We start from the raw sequence: 21,722 nt of genomic DNA on the forward strand, positions 1-21,722 counted from the left end.
CGCTACCTAGAGAGGGATATAATGAAAAAATATAGAAAGAATGTAGCGCAATTCACAAACTATCGACAGTTGGCACTGCTTAATCCGTTCGATGCAGTAGTATGCTTAAAACAAGCTGATGATGGGGATTTTGAAATCGTTTATTATAACGACAAACTACCATTAGCTATAGCGTTGCAGGATGAGAAAGCAACGACAGCAAAGCAATTTTTTAACAAGCAATGTTGGCAACAATTATGGAAGATAATACAACAGGAATTTAAAATTGCTCGTAAGATTGCGCTTTATTCAGAGACTGAGCAAATGCAAAAATCGTTTGCCGTAAGTGTACAGCAAATAGAGCCATCTATAATAGCTGTTATTTTACGTGAGGAACAGCGTGATACGAAGCCATATTTGCAATTTGTTGAACAACATGTATGTCCAATACTAACGACTGATTTACAAGGTCGTATTGTTCATCAAAATGTTACCGCTACGTCTTTATTGTCGAGAGAACATCACAGCCTTATAGGACTTGATATTTTTTCATTATTAGAGTGTAACTATGTAAACGAAGTCCAATTATTATTTGCTAAAACGATTGAAGGCGCTACATTGGATATGCCAAAATGTTTATTTAAGGGTAACCTACTAAGTAATGAACCATTTTATTTGCGTACACATCCAACATATTTTAATGGTGAAATAATTGGGGTACATTTTTTCGTTAGAGACGCGAACTTATTTAAGAGTTATCATGATTCCTTTTACTATTTAGCCTTAACGGATGAATTGACGGGTATTTGGAATCGAAAAGCTATTAAAGAGCATTGGCTACAACATTTGAATGATAAGCAAAGTGAACATCAACAAGCAACCATTCTTTTAGTCGATATTGACCGTTTTAAAAAATTTAATGAGTCTCTTGGTGAAAGTAAGGGTGACGAACTTTTGCGAATGTTTTGTCATAGGCTTCGTGAATTTTGTTACGCGCAATGCTCGCTCTATCGCTATAATAGTGATGAATTTATTTTTATTTTAAAAGATGCCACTATAGACAAAATAGAGCAATTGGCGAATGCCATTTTAGATTCGTTAAAACAGCCATTTATGATTGATGATCAGGAGTATTTTATTAGTGTTTCCATTGGTATTTCTTTAAGCCCAGCAGATGGTAAGGATTTGGAGACTCTCGTACGAAAGGCCGATCAAGCTTTATTCTCTGCTAAAGAGCACGGACGTTCACATTACCGCTATTATCGTGAAGATATGACAAATGTTTTTCCAAATGAGGCATTGATGGAGGCACATTTAAGACGGGCCATTGAATTTAATGAACTAAGTATTCATCTACAACCACAGATGAATTTAAACGATAATAGCATTAATAGCTTTGAGGCGTTATTACGATGGAATAATCGGAAATTTGGCTTTGTATCCCCAGCGCAGTTTATACCGATTGCTGAAGCAACAGGCTTAATTGTAGAAATTGGTGATTGGATTATTAATGAAGTTTGTCGCTATCAAAAGGAATGGCGTGCCAAGGGCTATCGTCCAGTCAGGATTGCCATCAATATATCGCCTAAACAATTTAGAAAAGAAAATTTTGCTCGTAAAATTAAAGCAACGTTGAAAAAATATAATGTAGCGCCACATTTAATTGAAGTGGAAATTACGGAAAGCTCCATGACGAATGTGCATGAAACATATTCAATTTTAACAGAGTTAAAGCAGCTAGGTGTTTATGTGTCGGTGGATGATTTTGGTACGGGCTATTCTTCACTTAGCTATTTGAAACGTTATCCAATCGATATCATTAAAATTGACCAATCGTTTATTGCGGATATCGAAAAGGATGATAAAAATGAGGCAATTATTAAAGCCATCATTTCGATGTCTCATAATTTAGGCCTTGAAGTAATTGCAGAAGGAATAGAGGAGCCATCACAAGTAGCGTTTTTAAAGCGTCATCGTTGTCAAAAAGGACAAGGGTACTTATATAATAAACCATTACCTGTTGAAACGATTGTGGCCCAATATTTTGTAGGATAATTAAGAAAGTTTTCGCGAAGCAGAGCGTTACCCGCGAAGCAGAGTGAAATACCCGCGGAGCAAAGTGAAATACCCGCGAAGTAGAGAGATACCCGCGAAGCAAAGTGAAATACCCGCGGAGCAGAGAGATACCCGCGGAGCAGAGTGAAATACCCGCGGAGCAAAGTGGAATACCCGCGAAACGGAGTGAAATACCCGCGAAGCAGAGTGAAATACCCGCGGAGCAAAGTGGAATACCCGTGAAACGGAGTGAAATACCCGCGGAGCAGAGTGATACCCGCGAAACGGAGTGAAATATCCGCGGAGCAAAGTGAAATACCCGCGGAGCGGAGTGAAACAGACAAAAGGCATCAAGAAAATCTTTTTCTTGATGCCTTTACTATTGCTTTTCTAAGCAAATTAACTTATTTCTTTAATCCGTTTAAAACAACTGCTGTAAAATGTGCCATCTGTGCAACTAAATCAAATTCCTCATTATGAATTAACCAATCATAAACATTGGCTCTCATGCAACGCTGTATAATTTGTTGCATTTGTACCGCTTGTAAATCGTTAACAAACTCTCCTTGTTGAATACCCTCTTCAATATAAGTGTTAATAATTTGAAAGATTTTGCGCTGAGGACTAATTAAATAATGATTTTGTTCTACTTGATTCGTCATGGCAGCCGTATACACTGTTCTCAATAAATCTTTGCCAACCACGTTTGTTAAATACAACATTTGCTCCTTATAAAGCAAAAGAATTTTCTCACTTGCTGACAATGATTGATCAATATTTTTTTCGACAGTACTGTAAAAGCTATCAAGCTCCTCAAATTTTTCCAAAATAACATCGTATTTGGATGGGAAATGGGTATAGAAAGTGCCCTTGGAGACTTTACATGCTTTCGTAATTTGTTCAACAGATACATGTTCAAATCCATGTTTATTAAATAAATCTAAAGAAGTTTTCAGTAATTTTTCTCGAGTTTCTAATGCCTTTTTTTGGCGAGTAGTTAACGAATTCATGCCCATCTGCCTCCGTAATTAAAATATCCTATAATAATAATTGCAATATTTATTCAGAAAATAGAAAATTTTTTGATTGACGAGTGATATTATATTTGTTTATGATTTAAATGACCACAGTCAGTGACCGCGGTCATTAAGAGTATCTCGTTATTAATGTTACGATAAAAACGTAAAGTTGGCTAGTGGATCAGTTAGCTTATTTACGTAATTCATGGGAAATGGGGGAGCTCAAATGAAAGACAAATTAGGTTTTATCGGCTTAGGCAATATGGGGTTACCGATGTCCATTAATTTACTTCGTGCAGGTTATGAAGTGTATGGCTTTGACACGAATGCGAAAGCAATGGAGCAATTCATTGCAGAAGGTGGTATTGGTTTAGCAACATCGCAAGCCGTTGTAAAGCAAAGCGAAGTAATTATGACCAGCTTGCCAACACCACAAGTTGTTGAACATGTCTACACATCAGAAGATGGGATTTTGCAACATGCTAAGCAAGGAAGTTTACTAATAGACTTTAGCACTGTAAATCCTGAATTAAATGATTCGTTACATAAAAAGGCGCAATCATTAGGGTTACGTTATTTAGGAGCTCCAGTAAGTGGAGGTGTTATTGGTGCTATCAATGCCACGTTAACAATTATGATAGGTGGAGAAGAAAAGGATTACCAACGTGGCGTCGGAATTTTCGAAATAGTAGGAAAAAATATTTTCCATCTTGGCACATCCCCGAGTGTAGGGACACGTATTAAATTACTGAACAATTTAATGATTGGCTTTTATACGCAAGCTGTTGCGGAAACGATTGTACTTGGAGAAAGTATGGGAGTTGCAGCAGATACGCTCTATGAAGTATTAAGTAATAGTTATGGTCAAAGTCGGATTTATGAGCGAAATTATTTAGAATACATGAAAAATGAAAATTATGAACCTGGCTTTTCTACGAATCTATTACTAAAAGATTTACGATTGGCAAAAAATATGGCTGATGAAGCAGGTGTACCCCTTCTAATTGGTGAACAACTGGTCAATCTTTACAATGATATATCAGCAGAAGGCTTTGGTGAAAACGACATGTCTGCTGCTTATTTAAGTCTTAAAGAAAAGTGCATGATGAAACAAAATTAAAGGAGGAAAACAGTTATGACAACCGCACAACAAGTAAAAACATTAACACATTTTATTGGTGGAGAAATGATAGAGGGAAAAAGTGGTCGTTACGGTTCAGTTTATAATCCTACAACAGGTGATGTTATTGCAAAAGTACCGCTAGCAACAGTAGAAGAGACACGTGAGGCAATTGTCAAAGCACAGGCTGCATTTCCTAAATGGCGTGATACGTCAGTAGCTAAACGTGCAGAGGTAGTATTAAAATTTCGCAATCTAGTAACAGATAATATGGAAGAATTATTACAAATTATTTGTACGGAAAGTGGTAAAACGATTGATGATGCGAGAGGTGAAATTACACGAGGCTTAGAATCCGTCGATTTAGCAATTGGGGCTCCTCATTTAGTAAAGGGCGAATACTCTGTAAATGTTGGTGGTCAAATTAATGCCTACTCTGCTAAATATCCTCTAGGTGTGGTAGCGGCAATTTCGCCATTTAACTTCCCTATTATGGTGCCATTAGCGCAAACAAGTATGGCGATTGCTGTAGGGAACGCAGTTGTTTTAAAGACTTCAGAGAGAGTACCAATGACCGCGTTATATGTAAGTGAGTTATGGAAAAAAGCTGGTTTACCAGATGGCATTTGGACAGTCGTTAATGGAGATAAAGATGCGGTTAATGAGCTATTAGAAAACCCAATTGTGCAAGCGATTTCATTTGTAGGTTCTACGCCTGTTGCTAAATATATTTATGAAACTGGCTCAAAATATGGGAAACGTGTCACTGCTTTAGGTGGTGGTAAAAATAATATGGTCGTAATGCCTGATGCAGACCTTGAGCAAGTGGCAAATGCATTTATTGGAGCGGCCTATGGAGCAGCTTCTCAGCGTTGTATGGCCATTTCAACAATCATGCCAGTGGGTGAAGAAACCGCAGATCGTTTAGTAGCCATCTTAAAAGAAAAAATTGCAGCATTAAAAGTAGGGTCTTATACGGAGAAAGATACTGATTTTGGCCCGGTTATTTCACAGCAATCAAAAGAAGCGATTCTTGCTGCAATTCATAAAGGAGAAGCAGAAGGGGCGACTGTTGTTTGTGATGGACGTGAGCTAGCGATTGTAAAAGAATCAAAAGGCTTCTTTGTCGGTCCAACATTATTAGATCATGTAACACCAGGAATGGAAATTTATGAGCAAGAAGTATTTGGTCCTGCTCGCAATGTAGTGCGTGTTGATTCGTTAGAGGAGGCAATACAGCTAATTAACGAGCATGAGCTTGGCAATGGGGTCACAATTTTTACCAATGATGGACTTGCAGCACGTAAATTTACTACAGAAATTGATGTGGGGATGGTAGGGGTGAATGTACCAATTCCTATTCCAGTTGGATACCATAACTTTGCAGGATTTAAAGGCTCTCGATTTGGAGAAGGGCATATGTTTGGCCCAGATCAGGCACGTTTCTTTACGAAAACAAAAACAATATCAGAGCGTTGGGTGACGAATACTGAAACAGCATCTACATTTGCATTTCCAAGTAATAATGATTAATGACATAGAGAGCCTTAACGTATGTTAAAGACCGCAGGCGGACGCTAAAAAAGTAATCGGTGCTAGCTAGCAGATAGTGTCCGTCTGTAGCCTAACATATTGTTTACACTGCTGTGTGTACAGAACGTTTTAAGAAGTAATGGAAGTCAAGTGACTAAGCGCAGAAACGATAGAAAAGAAGGTATACAGGCACGCCATATAGCAATATAAGATGTAACTCTATAGCACTTTCTAAAAGATAGGTGGGATGTGGATGTTAGCGTATATTGGGCTTTTTGGAAGTTTAGTACTACTAGTCTATTTAACAATGAGGGGTGTCAATTTACTAATTTCAGCACCATTAACTGCTTTAATTGCAGCTTTAACAAATGGTCTTGCTTTCTTCCCACAAACTGCAAATGACAATCAAGCTAATTTCTTAACAAGTTATATGGATGGATTTACGGGCTTCGTTGGTTCTTGGTATTTAATGTTCATGGCAGGTGCCATTTTTGGCAAGGTAATGGAAGATACAGGTGCTGCTGATAGTGTTTCAAAATGGATTGTTGAAAAAATTGGGGTGAAGTATGCTACATATGCCGTAGTACTGGCAGCAGCTGTACTAACATATGGTGGTGTCTCAGTATTTATCGTAGCCTTCTCTGTTTATCCGATGGCGATTAGTTTATTTAAACAGGCGAATCTTCCAAGACGCTTTATTCCTGCGGCACTTGGTTTAGGTTCTGTAACGTTTACAATGACGTCAGCAGGCTCACCAGAAATCCAAAACTGGATTCCGATTCCCTATTTAGGAACAACGCCATATGCAGGTTGGCAGGTGAGTATTGTCGTTGCATTATTTATGGCAATCGGTGGAGCACTATGGTTGAATTGGATGATTAAACGGGCAGTGAAAAAAGGGGAGGTATTTATCGAACGTTCAACAGATCCTGTCGTTGACGAAACGCGTAAATTACCTAGTCCAATCTTAAGTTTAGTACCATTAGTAGTCGTTTTATTGATTTCGTTTATCTTCCATGACTCTCTTGGCACATCAGCTCTAATTGTTGCGTTAACGAGCGGTTGTATTATGGCGTATTTAGTAAGCTATAAATATGCAAAATCAGTTAGTGCAACGTTAGCCGCAGGTGCAATGGGCGCTGTTGTAGCTATTGCAAATACAGCAGCAGTTGTAGGCTTTGGGGGCGTTGTAAAAGCTACACCATCATTTGTAGCAACTGTCGATGTGATGACAAATATCCCTGGCAATCCACTTATAGGGGGAGCTGTTGCAATCGCAGTAATAGCCGGTTTAACAGGTTCAGCTTCAGGTGGTCAAACAATTGCAATGCCACTATTAGCTCCTCACTATATTGATATGGGCGTTAATACGGAAGCATTACACCGCACAATAGCCATTGCATCTGGCTCGCTCGATTCATTACCACATGGTGGTTATGTAGTGACGACAATCAATTCTGTATGTAATGAAAAACATAAGGATGCCTATTTGCCTTTCGGTGCTTTAACCGTTGTTATACCAATTATTGGGACTGTTGTGGCGATCGTATTATTCTCACTTGGAATGTAGGAGGGATAGCAATTGATGGAAGGTAAAACAGTTTTTATAACGGGCTCTGCTCGAGGAATTGGCCTATCTATTGCTCAAGCATTTGCTGAACAAGGAGCGAATGTTGTTATTTCAGATATAAATGAGCAACGATTAGCTGAGGTGGTAGCACAAAATCCACACTTAACAGCCTATACATGTGATGTCACGGATGAACAAGCTATTAGTGAGGCGATTGCTTTCACAGTTAGTAAATTTAATAGCATTGATATTTTGATTAATAACGCAGGATTTCAACATGTATCTTACATCGAAGATTTCCCCACAGAAATCTTTGAACAAATGCAAAAAGTAATGCTTGTAGCGCCATTTATTACGATGAAATATGCCTTACCCCATATGAAGAAAAATAAATTTGGTCGCATTCTAAATATGGCATCGATAAACGGTGTTATTGGATTTGCTGGTAAAGCGGGTTATAACGCAGCAAAGCATGGCTTAATAGGATTAACAAAAGTCGCTGCACTTGAAGTAGCCAATGACGGTATTACAGTTAATGCCATCTGTCCAGGATATGTGGATACAGCATTAGTTCGTAATCAATTTACAGATTTAGCAAAGACACGTGGGATTCAAGTAGAAGAAGTGTTGGAGCAGGTGCTATATCCACTTGTCCCGCAAAAGCGCTTGCTTGATGTTTCAGAAATTACAGGGCTTGCACTTTATTTAGCGAGTGATGTGGCCAAAGGTTTAACAGGTCAGGCGATTGTATTAGATGGCGGTTATACTGCCCAATAATGGAGGAGCGATGCGTTATGATACAAACAAAAACAACTTTCACAGTAAATTCTCCTGCGACGATTGTTTATGGAAAAGATGCATTTGAAGAAGTAGGCGTATATGCCAAAAAACTAGGTTCGAAGGCACTTATCGTTAGCGATCCAATCATGGATGGATTAGGGTTTGTTAATCAGTGTAAGGCATTATTAACAGCGAATGGTTTGGAAGCGGTTTCATATTTAGGTGTAACAACTGAGCCAGTGGATACGTATGTAGCACAAGGTCTTAGTATTTTGCAAACAGAACAGTGTGATCTTATCATTTCTGTTGGGGGTGGAAGTTGTATCGATACAGCCAAAGCAATTGCTGTTGTAGCAACAAATGGTGGTTATATCGGCGATTATATGAAACTAGCGAAAATCGCCGAGCAATCACCTATCCCGCATATAGCTGTTCCAACAACAGCAGGCACAGGCTCTGAAGCAACAGATGCTACAGTGATTACCAACACGACGAATGATGTGAAAATGATGATAAAACAACCAGCTTTTATGCCACCAATTGCCATTGTCGATCCGATGCTAACGGTAACCTCTCCTCCAGCCATTACAGCGGCGACGGGTATTGATGCATTAAGCCACGCAATTGAAAGTTATTTGTCTCGTTTAGCACATCCTTATTCGAATGTGCTTGCGTTGTCAGCAATGGACTTAATTATTCATAATATTTTGAAGGTCTACGAGCAAGGGGACGATATTGATGCGCGAGAGGCGATGTCTTTAGGCTCAATGCAGGCAGGACTGTCGTTTTCCAATGCATCAGTTGCTTTAGTACATGGTATGTCACGTCCTATCGGTGCACTTTTTCATGTGCCTCATGGTATTTCCAATGCGATGTTACTACCAGCGGTATTAGAATTTACCAAGGATGCATGCGTGGAGCGCCTAGCAGATATAGGAAAATTTTTCAACGCAAAAGGACAGTATAGTACCCAAGAGGAACTAGCGACTTTAGCTATCGACTCAATAAAAGAATTATGTAAAAAGATGAATATTGGCAATTTACAGCAATGGGGTATTGAGGAGGATGCATTTTATGCGGCAATTCCGAAAATGGCAATCGATGCAATGGCAAGTGGTAGTCCTGCCAATAACCCTAAAGTGCCAACACAGGATGAGTTAATGGAGCTGTACAAGGTTGCTTATCATTATGAGTTTTAAATAGTATGAGACAGAGTGCCTTCCGTTAAGCAAAAGAGGAAGGCGCTTTTTGATTAGTTGAAGCTTTCATTTGCTACTTGTAGTGTTCTTAAAATTTCTTAGATAATATATATCATTAAAGAATATAATTATATAAATTATACTTACCAATAGTAAAACGATTGACGGCGAATGATTATGTGGATGTATTTTCAGAAGAATACGAAAGAAGAATTAGAAAGTATTACCGTATTACAGATTTAGGAAAAGCATTAGTAGAAAATAGACTGAAGGAGTTAGAAACAATATTAAACTATTTTGAAGAAATTAAGGGGGTGGATTAGTCGTGGATAATCACAAGATAAATGACTATATACGTCAACTGGAAATGGAGTTAGAGCCATTACCAAAAAAGGATAGAGATAATCATGTCATGGAAGTAAAAGATCATTTATTGCAGTCCGTAACGAATGGCAAATCAGTGGACGAGGTATTAAAAAGCTTTCTTTTACCTAACGAATTAGCTAAGGAAATTAAAGCTGAGTATCAATACTTGTATAGTGCACCTTCTGCTGAAAATCTGCCTCCTATCAAACAAAAGAGTAGCAAAAAGATATGGATTATATTGTCTGTTTTAGTAGTGGTCATTATTTTCCCTGTTTTTTTAGCGATTGCTGTATTTATAGCAAATGTATCAGATAAACCTACTGACACAAATGGAATTGTTGAGTATGAAGAAATCAGAAGTTAATAAATAAAAACGATTATTTAACATTGGGAATGCTAAATAATTCGTTTTTATTTGTCTTGAGTTTGTTGTTTGAACGATTCGATTACATGGAAAAATCATAATAACACTAAAATGACCAAGAGCGTCAAGTTAGTCTTTTTTTTTTCATAGGTTGATATTCTAAAGAATACAGATATCCACAAATAGTAGAATTAATATGACATTTACGAGAAAATATAGTAAAATAAAATGAATGGTTATTCATTTTTCTTAAAGGGGGAAGTACGATGTTGCAGGGGAAAACGATTATTATTACAGGTGGTTCAAGTGGTATGGGGCTTTATATGGCGAAGCAATTCGTTGCTGAAGGAGCAAACGTTGTAATTGTAGGGCGTAACGAAGAGCGATTAGCGGAGGCAAAAGAGTTTATATTAGCAGCAGGCAATACAATCGAAACATTCCAGATGGATGTTCGTATACCAGAACAGGCGCAGGCAATGGTGGCGTTTGCAGTTGAAAAATTTGGTCGAGTGGATGGACTTGTCAATAATGCTGCTGGTAATTTTATTGTGCGTGCAGAAGATTTGTCGCCAAATGGTTGGAAAGCAGTTGTGGATATCGTTTTAAATGGTACGTTTTATTGTTCTTCTGCTGTCGGTAAATATTGGATTGACCAAAAAATTAACGGATCGATTATTAATATGGTGGCGACCTATGCTTGGAATGCAGGTGCTGGTGTAATACATTCGGCGGCTGCAAAAGCTGGTGTATTATCAATGACAAGAACGTTAGCTGTTGAATGGGGCAAACGTTATGGTATACGTGTCAATGCCATTGCGCCAGGGCCAATTGAACGAACGGGCGGAGCAGCAAAACTTTGGGAATCAGAAGCAGCAGCAGCTCGTACACTTGATGCTGTACCACTTGGACGCATCGGTACACCAGAAGAAATAGCGGATTTAGCAACTTTTATGATGTCGGATAAAGCCAGCTATATGAATGGTGAATGTGTCACTTTAGATGGAGGACAGTGGTTAAATCAGTATCCTTTTTAGCATTATCTAGGCTGTCAATGTAGTTAAGTGACTTTTTCCTTGTTGAAATTCATTGCATAATGAGGAGCGGTGTTGATACATACTAAGGGCAAAGAAAGGAGTTTTGCCTATGAGTATGTGGTTGATACCGTCTCTTATTGCAATCACAATCATTTCGGTTATTTCATTTGTTTCGACTATGAAAATTGCCAAAATGACGTCAGAGCGGAAATCAGAAAAGGATACACCGATTTCAGAAACAGTCGAAGAATATGCAACGATGCTAAATCCAATTGTTTGGGTGTACATCATCTTTTTACTTTTTTTAGGAATAATGATTTTTTACTACTGGACTAAGACAGGGTATTAATAAGATTTCAACGAAGTATCACATTTGCTTTGGTTTATGTGATACTTCGTTTTGACATTTGTAAAGATTATGTTCCCACAAACTTTAAATATTATAAGAAAATTTTTTATTATTGTGTTGTCGTTTTAACAAAGCTATTAAATACTCCTTCTTCCTCGACGAAGAGATTATGACTACTTTCTTCAAAGATTGTTAAGTAAGCATTTGGTATAAGAGAGGCAATTTCTTCAGAAAAAACTAAAGGGCATTGCGTGTCATATTTGCCACAATAAATATAAGTAGGCAATTTGATTGTTTTTAAACTTTCAGTGAGATCAAAGTTCTTTAGTTCAGTAGATATAAAGTAATCTAATCTTTTGTTTACTACCTTTCCGCTATTAGGTCTTGCCATGATTTTGTCATAGTGTTCTTTTTTATAAATGGACATGAGGTTCCATTCTTTATTTAAAGCTCTTCTTTCTTCAAGACTTTTTGTCGGATCTTTAAGCAGTTTTAAAATTTCTAATAGCCTCGAATTATTCGGATTACTTTTACAGTAAATGCTATCAGGATGCGACATATAATGCGAAGATGCGGATAAACCACCTATTATTATTTTTTTCAAAGAATTAGGATGCATCAATGCATAATTTAACCCCAGCATGCCACCTGTAGAGTGTCCAGCAAAACTCCATTGTGCAAAGCCTAATGCACTTCTAATAGCTTCTAAATCTTGGACACTATTTTTAAAACTGAAATCATCGTGTACTGTTGAATCACTTGAGTTTCCACAGCCCCTTAAGTTTATTAAATAGACTGTATAGTGTGTAGTAAAAGGTGCAGCGAAAATATTGCCATTACTATTAAACGCTGTATATTGATGTGTTATACAGAGTGGCTCACCTTTTCCCATTTTAAAATACTCGAAGTTTCCGCGAGGAGTTTCAACCATATTTTGCGTCCACATAAAATACCTCCAATGTTTTTTATTTCATTATAGCAATACAAAAATGTAAAAAATTAGTTTTTACAACTGTGCAAAGATTTTATAGTTGGTCTTTTGCATTAACTTTAGAAAAACGGGGAAAATAAATTGATATTTCATATTGTCTAAAACAAAAATATCCATAATATACATTATTTATGAAAAACTCTCTTGACCTTGTCGTGGTCATAGTCGGAAACATTGTGATATGATAAAAGAGAAGGATCCTGTTCTGCAAAGCAAGGACAGAAAAGGAGAAGAAGTTCATGATTTCAACTAACAGCAAAGACTTATTAGCAATGCCAATTAGTGATTTTATTATTTCATCCGAAAAGGTTGCACATGTACAAAGTGGTAATAGTGCCGAGCATGCACTGCTTGTACTGACACGTACAGGGTACTCGTCCATACCTGTATTAGATATGAAATATCGCCTTCAAGGTTTATTGAGCATGAAAATGATTACAGAATCTATTCTAGGTCTCGAACATATTGAATATGAAAAATTACCAAATATTAAAGTAGATACAATAATGGAAAAAGATATAGCCGTTCTAAAGATGACGGATACTTTCCAACGAGCTTTAGATTTGGTTATTAACCATGCGTTTTTATGTGTAATAGATGAAGATGGTACATTTGCAGGGATTTTAACAAGACGCGTTATTTTAAAACAGTTGAAAAAATATATCTATCAAAAAGAGAAGTAGTGTAAGAGGGGACTCAGGTGCAACATCTTGAGGTCCCCCTTTACTTATATTGGAGGTTTAGGTGATTGATGGCAACAGAGGCAGAAATTTTGAAAGTTTTAGCTGAGGAACGCAATATGCGTAAAGCAGCGGAGCGGTTGTTTTTATCGCAACCTGCACTTTCACAACGGTTGCAATCGATTGAAAAAGATTGGGGTGCACAGCTGTTTATTCGTTCGCAAAAGGGGCTTACAGCAACCCCTGCAGGAGAACACGTTATAGCGTATGCAACAGATATGCTTGCTAAAAAAGAAGAAATCTTTGAAATGATTCAATCGTTAACAACAAAAGTAAATGGGACATTGAAAATTGCTTGTGCTTCCATTGTCGGGCAAAACTGGCTTCCTAAAATAATAAAAGATTTTGTAACAAAATATCCAGAAGCTAAAATATCACTTATGACTGGTTGGAGCTCGGAAATTGTCAAAGCTTTATATGAGGGCGAGGCCCATATTGGCATTGTGCGTGGGCAGGTTGATTGGAAAGGAGAAAAGATTCATCTTTTCCGCGATACGTTGTACTTAGTAGATCGGGAGTTAAAAACGATTGAAGATGTGCTGACAACTGATCGCCCATTTATTCAATTTAAAAGTGATTCCAATTACTATCAGGAAATACAGCAATGGTGGCAACAGCATTTTGCTTCAAATCCTAGAAGACAAATTTTAGTAGACCAAATTGAAATATGTAAGCAAATGGCATTAAATGGCATAGGTTATGCCATACTACCGTCCATCACGCTAAATGAGCATGATGGGGTTAATAAAATTGCGCTCACTAACAATGAAAAAGAATTTGGTTTAACACGAGATACATGGTTAATAGGCTATGAGTCTTCCTTTGAATTACGCCAAGTAGAAGCATTTGTAGAGGTTGTACAAGATCATGCCCGATGCCTGTTTGACTATACAAATTAAATATTTTCATGCTAAAGTGGCTTCGGATTAAAGAGTAAAGTGTTAGATTGATCGCATTCATTCTAACACTTTTTCGTATTGTCCATGCTGTCCCGCAGGTCGCATCTTCGCTACCATTAATTAAATTGTTTGAGTGCCTGGCACCTCCCTAAATCTTAAGAGTTTATGAATATTCATGAAGATATCATAAGAAATGGAACAAAATGCACAAAAAAACGTATAATTATGTAATCATCTAAAAGCAAAGGAAAAGGGGTTGAGTTTTTGAAGAAATTAAATATTACCGCACTAATAGTTTTATTAATGCTTGTTATGAGCTATGCTCTGCCTATTTCTGAGGCGAGCGCCGCACCTACTTTAGAGGTACAAGCTAAAACAGGAATTGCAGGAAAGGCAAAATATCAATCAGTTACGCCTTTGCAAGTAACTGTAAAAAATAACGGGCCTGATTTTTCTGGAGATATGGCGATCAATGCCTTTAATTCTTATCAAGCAGCTTCAGCACTAGTTGTGCCAATAGATATAGCAGCAGGTGAGGAAAAAACAGTTACACTTTATTTGGACGGTTTAGCTGATTATGGGTATTCCGATGGCGATGTTTTTGCCTTTTATGAGGGCAACATTGAAAAAGGAAAAAAAGTTGCTTATAAAGGAACAAAGCGGTTACAGGCGAATTTTTTAGAAGCCAATTCAACATTTATTTATACGTTAACAGATAAAAGCGACCGTTTGACTGCCTATTTAAAGTTACCGCAACTTTTTCCATCCAATAGTGTAGAAGTATTTAACTTAAATCAATTAAAAGACTACACATTACCTGATGTTGCACAAGGCTATGCAATGGCGGATATCATTGCAGTAGATGAGGTTGCGATAGCTGATTTAACGCAAAAACAGCAGGAAGCATTATTAAGATGGGTGCAAGATGGTGGTACATTATTGCTTGGCAGCTCTGAGCAAATCAATGCAACTGCAGGTATTTTTAAAGAATATTTGCCACTTACATTATCCCAACAAACGACGACTGTTTCAGCAGATAGCTTAACGAAATTATCGGGAGGCGGTATTTTCACGCAGGCAATTTCGGTCTATACAGCAACGGAAAATGAAGGCAGTATCCCTGTTTTAAAAGACAATACTAATATTCTAGCTGCTAAGAAAAAGGTTGGTAGTGGAGAAATTGTCCAAACAACTTTTTCATTAGGAGACCAGCCATTAGCATCTATGGACGGCTATGCGGCATTAACAGCGAAAATGTTCGACATTCAAACTATGTCTCAGCAAACAGTGATGCAAGGTCAATCTACAATGGATCAGCTTTCTAGCGAGTTGGGTAGTATTAACGAATTATTCCCATCATTCGAAGTGTCCGTTAGCTATATGCTTATCGTCATTATTCTTTATATTTTAGTAATTGGTCCAATCCTTTACTTTGTATTAAAGAGAATGGATAAACGAGAGCATGCATGGTGGGTTATTCCTACGATTTCAGTGGTACTGTCGATTGTCCTATTTGTTTTTGGCGCAAAAGATCGTATTGTGCAACCACAAGTACAACAATCCGCATTCTTTAAAGTAAATGAAGATAGCAGCGTGAATGGTTATTATGTAGAATCGATTTTAACAAATCGCAGTGGTGATTTTGTTGTGAATGCTGATAAAGATACGACTGCAGTAGCTTTCCGCAATAATTATAATCTTACAGGTTCAGTAGGCGCGTTACATGAATCGTCGTATATTAAGGAACACGCCAATGGATCCGCATTAACATTGCGCGATTTAAGTTATTGGTCTGTCCAATCTTTTGGGGGGAAAACAGCTGCTCAAAAGATAGGTAAAATGGATATTGATATTACATTGAAAAATGAAAAATTGTCTGGGACAGTAAAAAATAATTTCCCGTTTGCTTTGAAGGATGTCACGATTATATCGGGTACAAAAGAAGTGAAACTTGGTGATATTGAACCGAATGCTACACTGAAGGTGGACAAAGAGCTGAAAACAACAGTTCTTCAAAAGCCAACACACTTTAATAATTATAATTATAACTATCCAAAGACGAAGGAAGAAGTTGACCCATTACGTATTGAGCGTATGAAGTCGCAAGCCCTGCTATTAGTAGAAAGTGAGAAACAACCTGTCATTACAGCTTGGGCAGAGCAAGCAATTGTAGGAGTAGAACTTGAAACAAGTGTCAACATGTCACCTATTTCTTACTTCGTACAGCCATTCGATGGAAAAGTTGAAATGTCAGGTCCATTTACGTTAAAACGTAATAACTTTTCATATAATTTGAGCGCACAATCGCCAAATGCCACTTTCGATAAAATGGATGAGCAATTAAATACTTGGTACATGTCAGAAGGTTTATATGAATTGTCGATAGAGATGCCAGACCATTTTATGGACTTTGTTCAAACCTTAGATGAACTTACAATTTCGAATAAAGATGTTCAACGAATGCAGTTATCTATTTGGAATAACAAAACGGGCAACTATGAACCATTGGTTGATACGAAGCAAGTGTTTACAAATGATATTACGCAATACTTCAATGATAAGGGTAAGCTGCTGTTGGAGATTAAATTTGGACCAGATCAAACAGGCGAGCAGACAAAATTACCTGAAATAGAGCTGAAAGGAGTGGCGAAGTAATGATAGAGATTCGTGATTTAACGAAAAAATACGGCGCTTTCACAGCACTAGATCATTTAAATCTATCACTGGAGGAAGGTGTAGTATTTGGCTTTGTAGGGGCTAATGGTGCCGGAAAATCGACAACGTTTTCGATTTTAGCTACATTGCTATCCCCAACTTCAGGCGATGCATTGATCAATGGAAAAAGTGTGATTAAGGAACCGAAAGAAGTTCGGAAACAAATAGGCTATATGCCAGATTTCTTTGGTGTGTACGATCAACTTAAAGTAGATGAGTATTTAGACTTTTATGGGGCGAGTTATGGCATTGGCGCGCAGGAGCGTAAAGTTCTTATACCGCAGTTATTAGAGTTAGTTAATTTAACGAATAAACGTTTTGAATATGTTGATTTACTATCGCGTGGGATGAAGCAACGCCTTTGTTTAGCACGAGCTCTGATTCATGATCCAAAGGTCTTAATATTGGATGAACCTGCTTCAGGCCTAGATCCACGCGCACGAGTAGAAATGCGAGATATTTTAAGAAATTTAAAATCCATGGGGAAAACTATTTTAATCTCCTCGCATATTTTGCCAGAGCTAGCGGAAATGTGTGATGAAATCGGCGTTATTGATAATGGTAAATTGATTGCACATGGCAATGTTGCTTCCATTCAAGCTCAGCTACAAGGTGAAAAGCGAATCGTTATCAAAGTATCAGATTGTTTACAAGAGGTACGCGCATTTCTAGAGGAAGATCCATTAATTTCTTCAATAGATGTTATGGACAATCGTTTAGAAATTGCTTTTAACTATCGCGGCACAGATCAGGAACAAATAGTATTACTGAAAAAAGCGATGCTTGCAGATTTACCAATTTATGCATTAAGCGAGGAAGAAAAAGATTTAGAAGACGTCTTTATGGCGATTACGAAGGGAGCGGACAGTCAATGATGGAAAGATTTTATAATCCCGTCCTTGTAAAAGAATTGAAGTTACGCTTCCGTTCTTTTAAAAGTTTTTCTGGTTTAATGTTTTATCTAGCGGTGATTTGTATTTTTATTGCAGGTTTCTTACTGCTGACAACAGAATTTACGGGCAAAGGGTTTTTTAGACCTGATACAAGTTTTATGATGTTTGCCGTACTAACAATATTGCAAATGGCACTCGTTCTTTTCATTACACCGAGTTTAACTGCTGGGGCAATTAGTAGTGAACGAGAAAAACAAACGTTAAATATTTTATTAACAACAACACAAAGCTCGACACAAATTATTATTGGTAAATTATTATCTTCGGTAGCATTTTTAGTATTGATGTTAGTCGCAGGGCTACCATTGTATAGTTTAGTCTTTCTATTTGGTGGGGTATCCCCTTCCCAACTAATTTCAATCTTTTTATTTTACCTATTAACAGTTGTTGCAATCGGTAGCGTTGGGGTTATGTTTTCAACTATTACGAAGAAAACGATTGTTGCTATGATTGCTACGTATGGCTCCATCATTTTCTTAGGGGGAATTACAGCATTTTTCTTCTTCCTATCAATGGCATTCCATCAAATGGGCAATACGATTGCTACAAGCTCATCCTTTATGACGTACTTCTGGGCTTCGATTAATCCAGGTGCATTAATGCTTACGCTAATTTCGCCCTCTATGGGAGATGCGTTAGCAGAGCTAAGTGGCATTGATATACCGGTATGGATAACCTACTTACTAATTTATGTTTTGATTATTGTGTTAAGTTTAACAATTGCGATTAAGAAATTACGTGCCAATATGAAAAGTAATCGATGAGGAGGAAACAGCATGGAGCGTCGGAAGCAATTACGAAAATATATTCAGCGTGCACAACACAGTTTAACTTTTGAGAGAAGCCTACCTATTGCACAATACGGGTTGTTTTTAGCATTGCTTTCGAGTGCTTCACTTGTCCTCGTATCAAGATTATTTGTTTGGCCTTATTATCGTCAAATTGCTGTTGTTGTCTTTATACTTGGCCTATTTGCAACAATTGTTATGATGTGGTGGCGACGTGTCAAAGAAAAGGAAGCATTGTATGCACTTGACTATTATTTTTCACATAATGAACTTGTAACGGCACTGTCTTTTAAAAACGACGATGACCCACTGATCCAATCTTTACTTGCAAAGGCGATTCAAAAGTCAGAACAAGCATTTGCTCAGTTTAAAGCAAGAAAGAAAAATTTGTTTCGACCTAAAGCATTTATTGGCCTCTTTGCCACAGCTATTGTTTTAGCAATACTTTATATGTTCCCAGCGGCAACGCAAATTGAAGCGATTGAAGTGGAAAAAGAAAAGGCTGTGATTGAGGACATAAAAAAAGAAGTGGCGAAGTTAGAAAAAAAAGCTGAGACAAAAGAAGTGAAAGAGCAGCTAAAAGAATTACAAAATACGTTAAAAGAAACGCAAACAGCGGAAGAAGCATTACGAGAAGTCGTGAAAAAGCAGAAGGAATTAGCTTTAAAAGAACAGCAATTAAAAGATAAGCAGACAGCGAATAAAGATGGTGCTAGCGATAAAAAAGCTTTATCACAAGAGGAACTCGAACAGTTGAAAGAGCTTGCCCAAATGCAGCAACAGCTTACACAAAGAGCAAATACAACGCAAACAGCGATGAGCAACTTAGGGAAACCAGCTAGTAATACATTGCAAAATGCCATTGCTAGTGCAAACAGCACAAATAATAATCAGCAAAACAGTGCAAATTCGAATCAACACTCTTCCGGTAACGCACAACCTAGTAGTCAACAAGGTCAAAATAATTCCCAGCAAGCAACAAGTAATGGCCAGTCACAAGGAAAGCAACCAAGCCAAGGCCAAGGCCAAGGCCAAGGCCAAGGCCAAGGCCAAGGCCAAGGCCAAGGACAGGGTCAAGGTCAAGGTCAAGGAAGTGGTTCAGGTCTAGGAAAGGGTGCGGGGAGTGGTCAAGGAAGCCGAGATTTATTGACTACACCAAGGCTTGGCGGTTCTAGCGAAACGACTGTCGATAGTGGGCAATTAGGAGACGGTTCGCATGTTTCCGAGCAACAAGGTAATGGACCGATTACAAAAGGTACCATTAGACCGTATGATGAAGTGATTGGCTCCTATAAAGATAGCTATTTAGAAAGCTCACAGCGTTTACAATTGCCGAAGGATTTACAAAATGTCGTGCAATCTTATTTCACGACAATTGAGTCGCAGTAGGAGGAGAAAAAAATGGCATTTACAGAACAACAGTATGTCGAAACGGGTACGAAATTACAACAAGTAAAAGATGAAATTCATCGCTTTATTGTTGGACAAGAGGAAGCAATTGATTACACATTATATGCAGTCCTTGCAGATGGCCATGCACTGTTAGAGGGGCTTCCTGGTTTAGGGAAAACGATGCTTATTCGGACTATCTCTGAAGTGCTAGATTTATCGTTCTCACGTATTCAATTTACCCCTGATTTAATGCCTGCTGATATTACAGGAACAAGTATGATTGAGCGAACAGCAGATGGGAGACAGCAGTTTACATTCCAGCCAGGACCAATTTTTAGTCAAATGGTTTTAGCCGATGAAATTAACCGTGCTACACCTAAAACTCAAAGTGCGTTGCTTGAAGCGATGGGGGAAAAAACGGTAACGATTTTAGGAGATACGAAGAAAATGGCAAAACCATTTTTCGTCTTGGCAACACAAAACCCAATTGAAATGGAGGGTACATATCCTTTACCAGAAGCGCAAATGGACCGTTTCCTGTGCAAAATTCTCGTCCCATATCCAGAGAAAAAAGAACTAATGGAAATTATGAAACGTACTACAGGTGCGCACGAAGTTAGCTTGCAAAAAGTGTTGGATACTGATGAACTAATTTTGGCACAACAAATGGTGAAGGAAGTACTAATTGCCGATGAGATGCTTGAGTTTGCAGCAGACCTTGTAGTGGCAACACATCCTGAAAAAGAAGATGCTATAGATGAAGTAAAGCGCTATGTCATGTATGGTAGCGGTCCACGTGGCTTACAAAGCTTAATTAAATTGGCAAAAGCTAGAGCACTAATGAGTGGACGTTTTCATGTATCTGTTGGGGATATTAAGTCAGTGGCGAAACCCGTCTTACGTCACCGAATGCTGCTGAATTATGAAGGGGAGGCTTCAGGTAAGACAGCAGATGATGTGATAGACGTTATTTTAGAGAAAGTCCAACAAGGCGTAAGTCGATGACAAAAAATATTTTGCCCGAGGATTGGTTAGCGAAAATAAGTCGTTTCCAAGTGGCGACTGCCTCCAAATTGCGTGGCCAGCATAAAGGCTCGCATCGTTCGCAGCGCTTCGGGGCATCCCTCGATTTCTCTGATTTTCGCGAATATCATTTAGGTGATGATGTGCGACAAGTAGATTGGAACGTCTTTGCGAGAACCGATAAATATTTTATTAAACGTTTTTTAGATGAACAAGAAATGCGGGTGCATATATTATTGGATGCAACAAAATCAATGGGTGAGCAAGTCAAATGGACATTTGCTCGGCAAATTGTTGCATCACTTGGTTTAATGGTACTTGGTCGTGATGATCGCTTATCATTTTCTTATGTGCAAGATGACGTGAAACCTCCATTTCGTCGTAAAGGGGCTATGTACCGTCGCGCATTTTTGCAAGTTGTTACAGATATAGAAGAAGCCAACTATACAGCAAGCTTTTCTCAAGGGGCATTAAAGGCTATACCAAAAGATAGCACAGTATTATTTATCGTAACAGATGGGCTTGAATCGATCGAGGAATGGGAACAGTTATTGAAAAGATTGCCTCGTTTTGCAGGAGATGTCCGCATTATACAAGTTGTCACAGAAGAAGAACTTCATCCGCAATATGCGGGAGATGTTCGTTTAGTGGATAGTGAAACAGGGCGTGATGTCAATGTCACGATGTCATCAAAAGTACTAGATACGTATGACACAAGGCGTCGCCTCCATGAAGAAGAGTTTGAAGCTATTTGCCGTCGCTTTGGTGTGCGTAAACTGCAGCTTAAGGTAGAAGACGGTTTGCAACATGCAATCTTTCAACAATTACTAAAAGCACATTGGATTAGGTGAGG

General features: G+C 38.1%; 20 protein-coding genes. 18 read left to right on the forward strand and 2 right to left on the reverse strand.

What is annotated here, in order from left to right:
- Positions 1–21 precede the first annotated feature (21 nt).
- Entirely contained in the window at positions 22–2,034 is a 2,013-nt protein-coding gene (locus tag T479_RS03780; protein ID WP_025218707.1) for an EAL domain-containing protein, read from the forward strand.
- A 404-nt stretch (positions 2,035–2,438) separates the two neighbouring features.
- Here T479_RS03780 and T479_RS03790 read toward each other — a convergent pair whose 3' ends face one another.
- Complete coding sequence (locus T479_RS03790) at positions 2,439–3,044, reverse strand: TetR/AcrR family transcriptional regulator (protein WP_024362250.1); 606 nt, start codon at positions 3,042–3,044, stop codon at positions 2,439–2,441.
- A 235-nt stretch (positions 3,045–3,279) separates the two neighbouring features.
- On the opposite strand from T479_RS03790, the gene T479_RS03795 reads away from it, so the two are divergent.
- The 9 genes from T479_RS03795 to T479_RS03830 all read left to right on the forward strand — a co-directional run bounded on the left by T479_RS03795 (position 3,280) and on the right by T479_RS03830 (position 11,368).
- Positions 3,280–4,173 (forward strand): NAD(P)-dependent oxidoreductase, encoded by an 894-nt coding sequence (locus tag T479_RS03795; protein WP_025218709.1) that lies wholly within the window; start codon positions 3,280–3,282, stop codon positions 4,171–4,173.
- Positions 4,174–4,188: 15 nt separating this feature from the next.
- On the forward strand, positions 4,189–5,706 hold the full coding sequence (locus T479_RS03800) for a CoA-acylating methylmalonate-semialdehyde dehydrogenase (protein ID WP_025218710.1): 1,518 nt from the start codon (positions 4,189–4,191) through the stop codon (positions 5,704–5,706).
- 253 nt (positions 5,707–5,959) lie between these two features.
- A complete protein-coding gene (locus T479_RS03805; RefSeq protein WP_025218711.1) occupies positions 5,960–7,276 on the forward strand; it encodes a GntP family permease in 1,317 nt (438 codons plus the stop codon).
- 15 nt (positions 7,277–7,291) lie between these two features.
- Positions 7,292–8,053, forward strand: coding sequence for a 3-hydroxybutyrate dehydrogenase (locus T479_RS03810; protein WP_038509450.1), 762 nt, complete (start codon positions 7,292–7,294; stop codon positions 8,051–8,053).
- Positions 8,054–8,070: 17 nt separating this feature from the next.
- Entirely contained in the window at positions 8,071–9,255 is a 1,185-nt protein-coding gene (locus T479_RS03815; protein WP_024362245.1) for an iron-containing alcohol dehydrogenase, read from the forward strand.
- 149 nt (positions 9,256–9,404) lie between these two features.
- Positions 9,405–9,578, forward strand: coding sequence for a helix-turn-helix transcriptional regulator (locus T479_RS23100; RefSeq protein WP_081769857.1), 174 nt, complete (start codon positions 9,405–9,407; stop codon positions 9,576–9,578).
- 2 nt (positions 9,579–9,580) lie between these two features.
- Positions 9,581–9,985, forward strand: coding sequence for a DUF1700 domain-containing protein (locus T479_RS03820; protein ID WP_025218713.1), 405 nt, complete (start codon positions 9,581–9,583; stop codon positions 9,983–9,985).
- 266 nt (positions 9,986–10,251) lie between these two features.
- Positions 10,252–11,019 carry a 2,4-dienoyl-CoA reductase gene (fadH, locus tag T479_RS03825; protein WP_025218714.1) on the forward strand — a complete coding sequence of 256 codons (768 nt, stop codon included), beginning with the start codon at positions 10,252–10,254 and terminating at the stop codon, positions 11,017–11,019.
- A gap of 109 nt (positions 11,020–11,128) precedes the next feature.
- Positions 11,129–11,368 (forward strand): hypothetical protein, encoded by a 240-nt coding sequence (locus tag T479_RS03830; RefSeq protein WP_024362241.1) that lies wholly within the window; start codon positions 11,129–11,131, stop codon positions 11,366–11,368.
- A gap of 109 nt (positions 11,369–11,477) precedes the next feature.
- Here the strand turns inward: T479_RS03830 and T479_RS03835 are convergent, their stop codons facing one another.
- The gene (locus tag T479_RS03835; RefSeq protein ID WP_025218715.1) at positions 11,478–12,314 is read right to left on the reverse strand and encodes an alpha/beta fold hydrolase; all 837 of its coding nucleotides are present in this window, start codon (positions 12,312–12,314) and stop codon (positions 11,478–11,480) included.
- Positions 12,315–12,598: 284 nt separating this feature from the next.
- On the opposite strand from T479_RS03835, the gene cbpB reads away from it, so the two are divergent.
- The 8 genes from cbpB (at position 12,599) to T479_RS03875 (ending at position 21,720) form a co-directional block, all read left to right on the forward strand.
- Positions 12,599–13,042 (forward strand): cyclic-di-AMP-binding protein CbpB, encoded by a 444-nt coding sequence (cbpB, locus tag T479_RS03840; RefSeq protein WP_025218716.1) that lies wholly within the window; start codon positions 12,599–12,601, stop codon positions 13,040–13,042.
- A gap of 68 nt (positions 13,043–13,110) precedes the next feature.
- Positions 13,111–13,998 carry a transcriptional regulator CcpC gene (locus T479_RS03845; RefSeq protein ID WP_024362238.1) on the forward strand — a complete coding sequence of 296 codons (888 nt, stop codon included), beginning with the start codon at positions 13,111–13,113 and terminating at the stop codon, positions 13,996–13,998.
- Positions 13,999–14,262: 264 nt separating this feature from the next.
- Positions 14,263–16,653 (forward strand): DUF8725 domain-containing protein, encoded by a 2,391-nt coding sequence (locus tag T479_RS03850; protein WP_025218717.1) that lies wholly within the window; start codon positions 14,263–14,265, stop codon positions 16,651–16,653.
- On the forward strand, positions 16,653–17,588 hold the full coding sequence (locus T479_RS03855; protein WP_024362236.1) for an ABC transporter ATP-binding protein: 936 nt from the start codon (positions 16,653–16,655) through the stop codon (positions 17,586–17,588). Before T479_RS03850 ends, T479_RS03855 begins: the two co-directional genes overlap by 1 nt.
- Positions 17,585–18,430: an ABC transporter permease gene (locus T479_RS03860; protein ID WP_024362235.1), complete on the forward strand. Its 846-nt coding sequence runs from the start codon at positions 17,585–17,587 to the stop codon at positions 18,428–18,430. Before T479_RS03855 ends, T479_RS03860 begins: the two co-directional genes overlap by 4 nt.
- Positions 18,431–18,442: 12 nt before the next feature.
- Positions 18,443–19,843 (forward strand): DUF8809 domain-containing protein, encoded by a 1,401-nt coding sequence (locus T479_RS03865; RefSeq protein WP_025218718.1) that lies wholly within the window; start codon positions 18,443–18,445, stop codon positions 19,841–19,843.
- A gap of 12 nt (positions 19,844–19,855) precedes the next feature.
- A complete protein-coding gene (locus tag T479_RS03870) occupies positions 19,856–20,851 on the forward strand; it encodes an AAA family ATPase (protein ID WP_025218719.1) in 996 nt (331 codons plus the stop codon).
- Complete coding sequence (locus tag T479_RS03875) at positions 20,848–21,720, forward strand: DUF58 domain-containing protein (RefSeq protein ID WP_024362232.1); 873 nt, start codon at positions 20,848–20,850, stop codon at positions 21,718–21,720. Before T479_RS03870 ends, T479_RS03875 begins: the two co-directional genes overlap by 4 nt.
- Positions 21,721–21,722: the final 2 nt, after the last annotated feature.

Origin of the sequence: Lysinibacillus sphaericus (genome assembly GCF_000600105.1) — a bacterium.
In the GTDB taxonomy this organism is placed as follows: Bacteria; Bacillota; Bacilli; order Bacillales_A; family Planococcaceae; genus Lysinibacillus; species Lysinibacillus sphaericus.

What these genes read in the sequence shown, in the direction of transcription:
- T479_RS03780 (WP_025218707.1), top strand. Translation starts at nt 22, where the DNA reads ATGAAAAAATATAGAAAGAATGTAGCGCAATTCACAAACTATCGACAG.
- T479_RS03790 (WP_024362250.1), bottom strand. Translation starts at nt 3,044, where the DNA reads ATGAATTCGTTAACTACTCGCCAAAAAAAGGCATTAGAAACTCGAGAA.
- T479_RS03795 (WP_025218709.1), top strand. Translation starts at nt 3,280, where the DNA reads ATGAAAGACAAATTAGGTTTTATCGGCTTAGGCAATATGGGGTTACCG.
- T479_RS03800 (WP_025218710.1), top strand. Translation starts at nt 4,189, where the DNA reads ATGACAACCGCACAACAAGTAAAAACATTAACACATTTTATTGGTGGA.
- T479_RS03805 (WP_025218711.1), top strand. Translation starts at nt 5,960, where the DNA reads ATGTTAGCGTATATTGGGCTTTTTGGAAGTTTAGTACTACTAGTCTAT.
- T479_RS03810 (WP_038509450.1), top strand. Translation starts at nt 7,292, where the DNA reads ATGGAAGGTAAAACAGTTTTTATAACGGGCTCTGCTCGAGGAATTGGC.
- T479_RS03815 (WP_024362245.1), top strand. Translation starts at nt 8,071, where the DNA reads ATGATACAAACAAAAACAACTTTCACAGTAAATTCTCCTGCGACGATT.
- fadH (WP_025218714.1), top strand. Translation starts at nt 10,252, where the DNA reads ATGTTGCAGGGGAAAACGATTATTATTACAGGTGGTTCAAGTGGTATG.
- T479_RS03830 (WP_024362241.1), top strand. Translation starts at nt 11,129, where the DNA reads ATGAGTATGTGGTTGATACCGTCTCTTATTGCAATCACAATCATTTCG.
- T479_RS03835 (WP_025218715.1), bottom strand. Translation starts at nt 12,314, where the DNA reads ATGTGGACGCAAAATATGGTTGAAACTCCTCGCGGAAACTTCGAGTAT.
- cbpB (WP_025218716.1), top strand. Translation starts at nt 12,599, where the DNA reads ATGATTTCAACTAACAGCAAAGACTTATTAGCAATGCCAATTAGTGAT.
- T479_RS03845 (WP_024362238.1), top strand. Translation starts at nt 13,111, where the DNA reads ATGGCAACAGAGGCAGAAATTTTGAAAGTTTTAGCTGAGGAACGCAAT.
- T479_RS03855 (WP_024362236.1), top strand. Translation starts at nt 16,653, where the DNA reads ATGATAGAGATTCGTGATTTAACGAAAAAATACGGCGCTTTCACAGCA.
- T479_RS03860 (WP_024362235.1), top strand. Translation starts at nt 17,585, where the DNA reads ATGATGGAAAGATTTTATAATCCCGTCCTTGTAAAAGAATTGAAGTTA.
- T479_RS03865 (WP_025218718.1), top strand. Translation starts at nt 18,443, where the DNA reads ATGGAGCGTCGGAAGCAATTACGAAAATATATTCAGCGTGCACAACAC.
- T479_RS03870 (WP_025218719.1), top strand. Translation starts at nt 19,856, where the DNA reads ATGGCATTTACAGAACAACAGTATGTCGAAACGGGTACGAAATTACAA.
- T479_RS03875 (WP_024362232.1), top strand. Translation starts at nt 20,848, where the DNA reads ATGACAAAAAATATTTTGCCCGAGGATTGGTTAGCGAAAATAAGTCGT.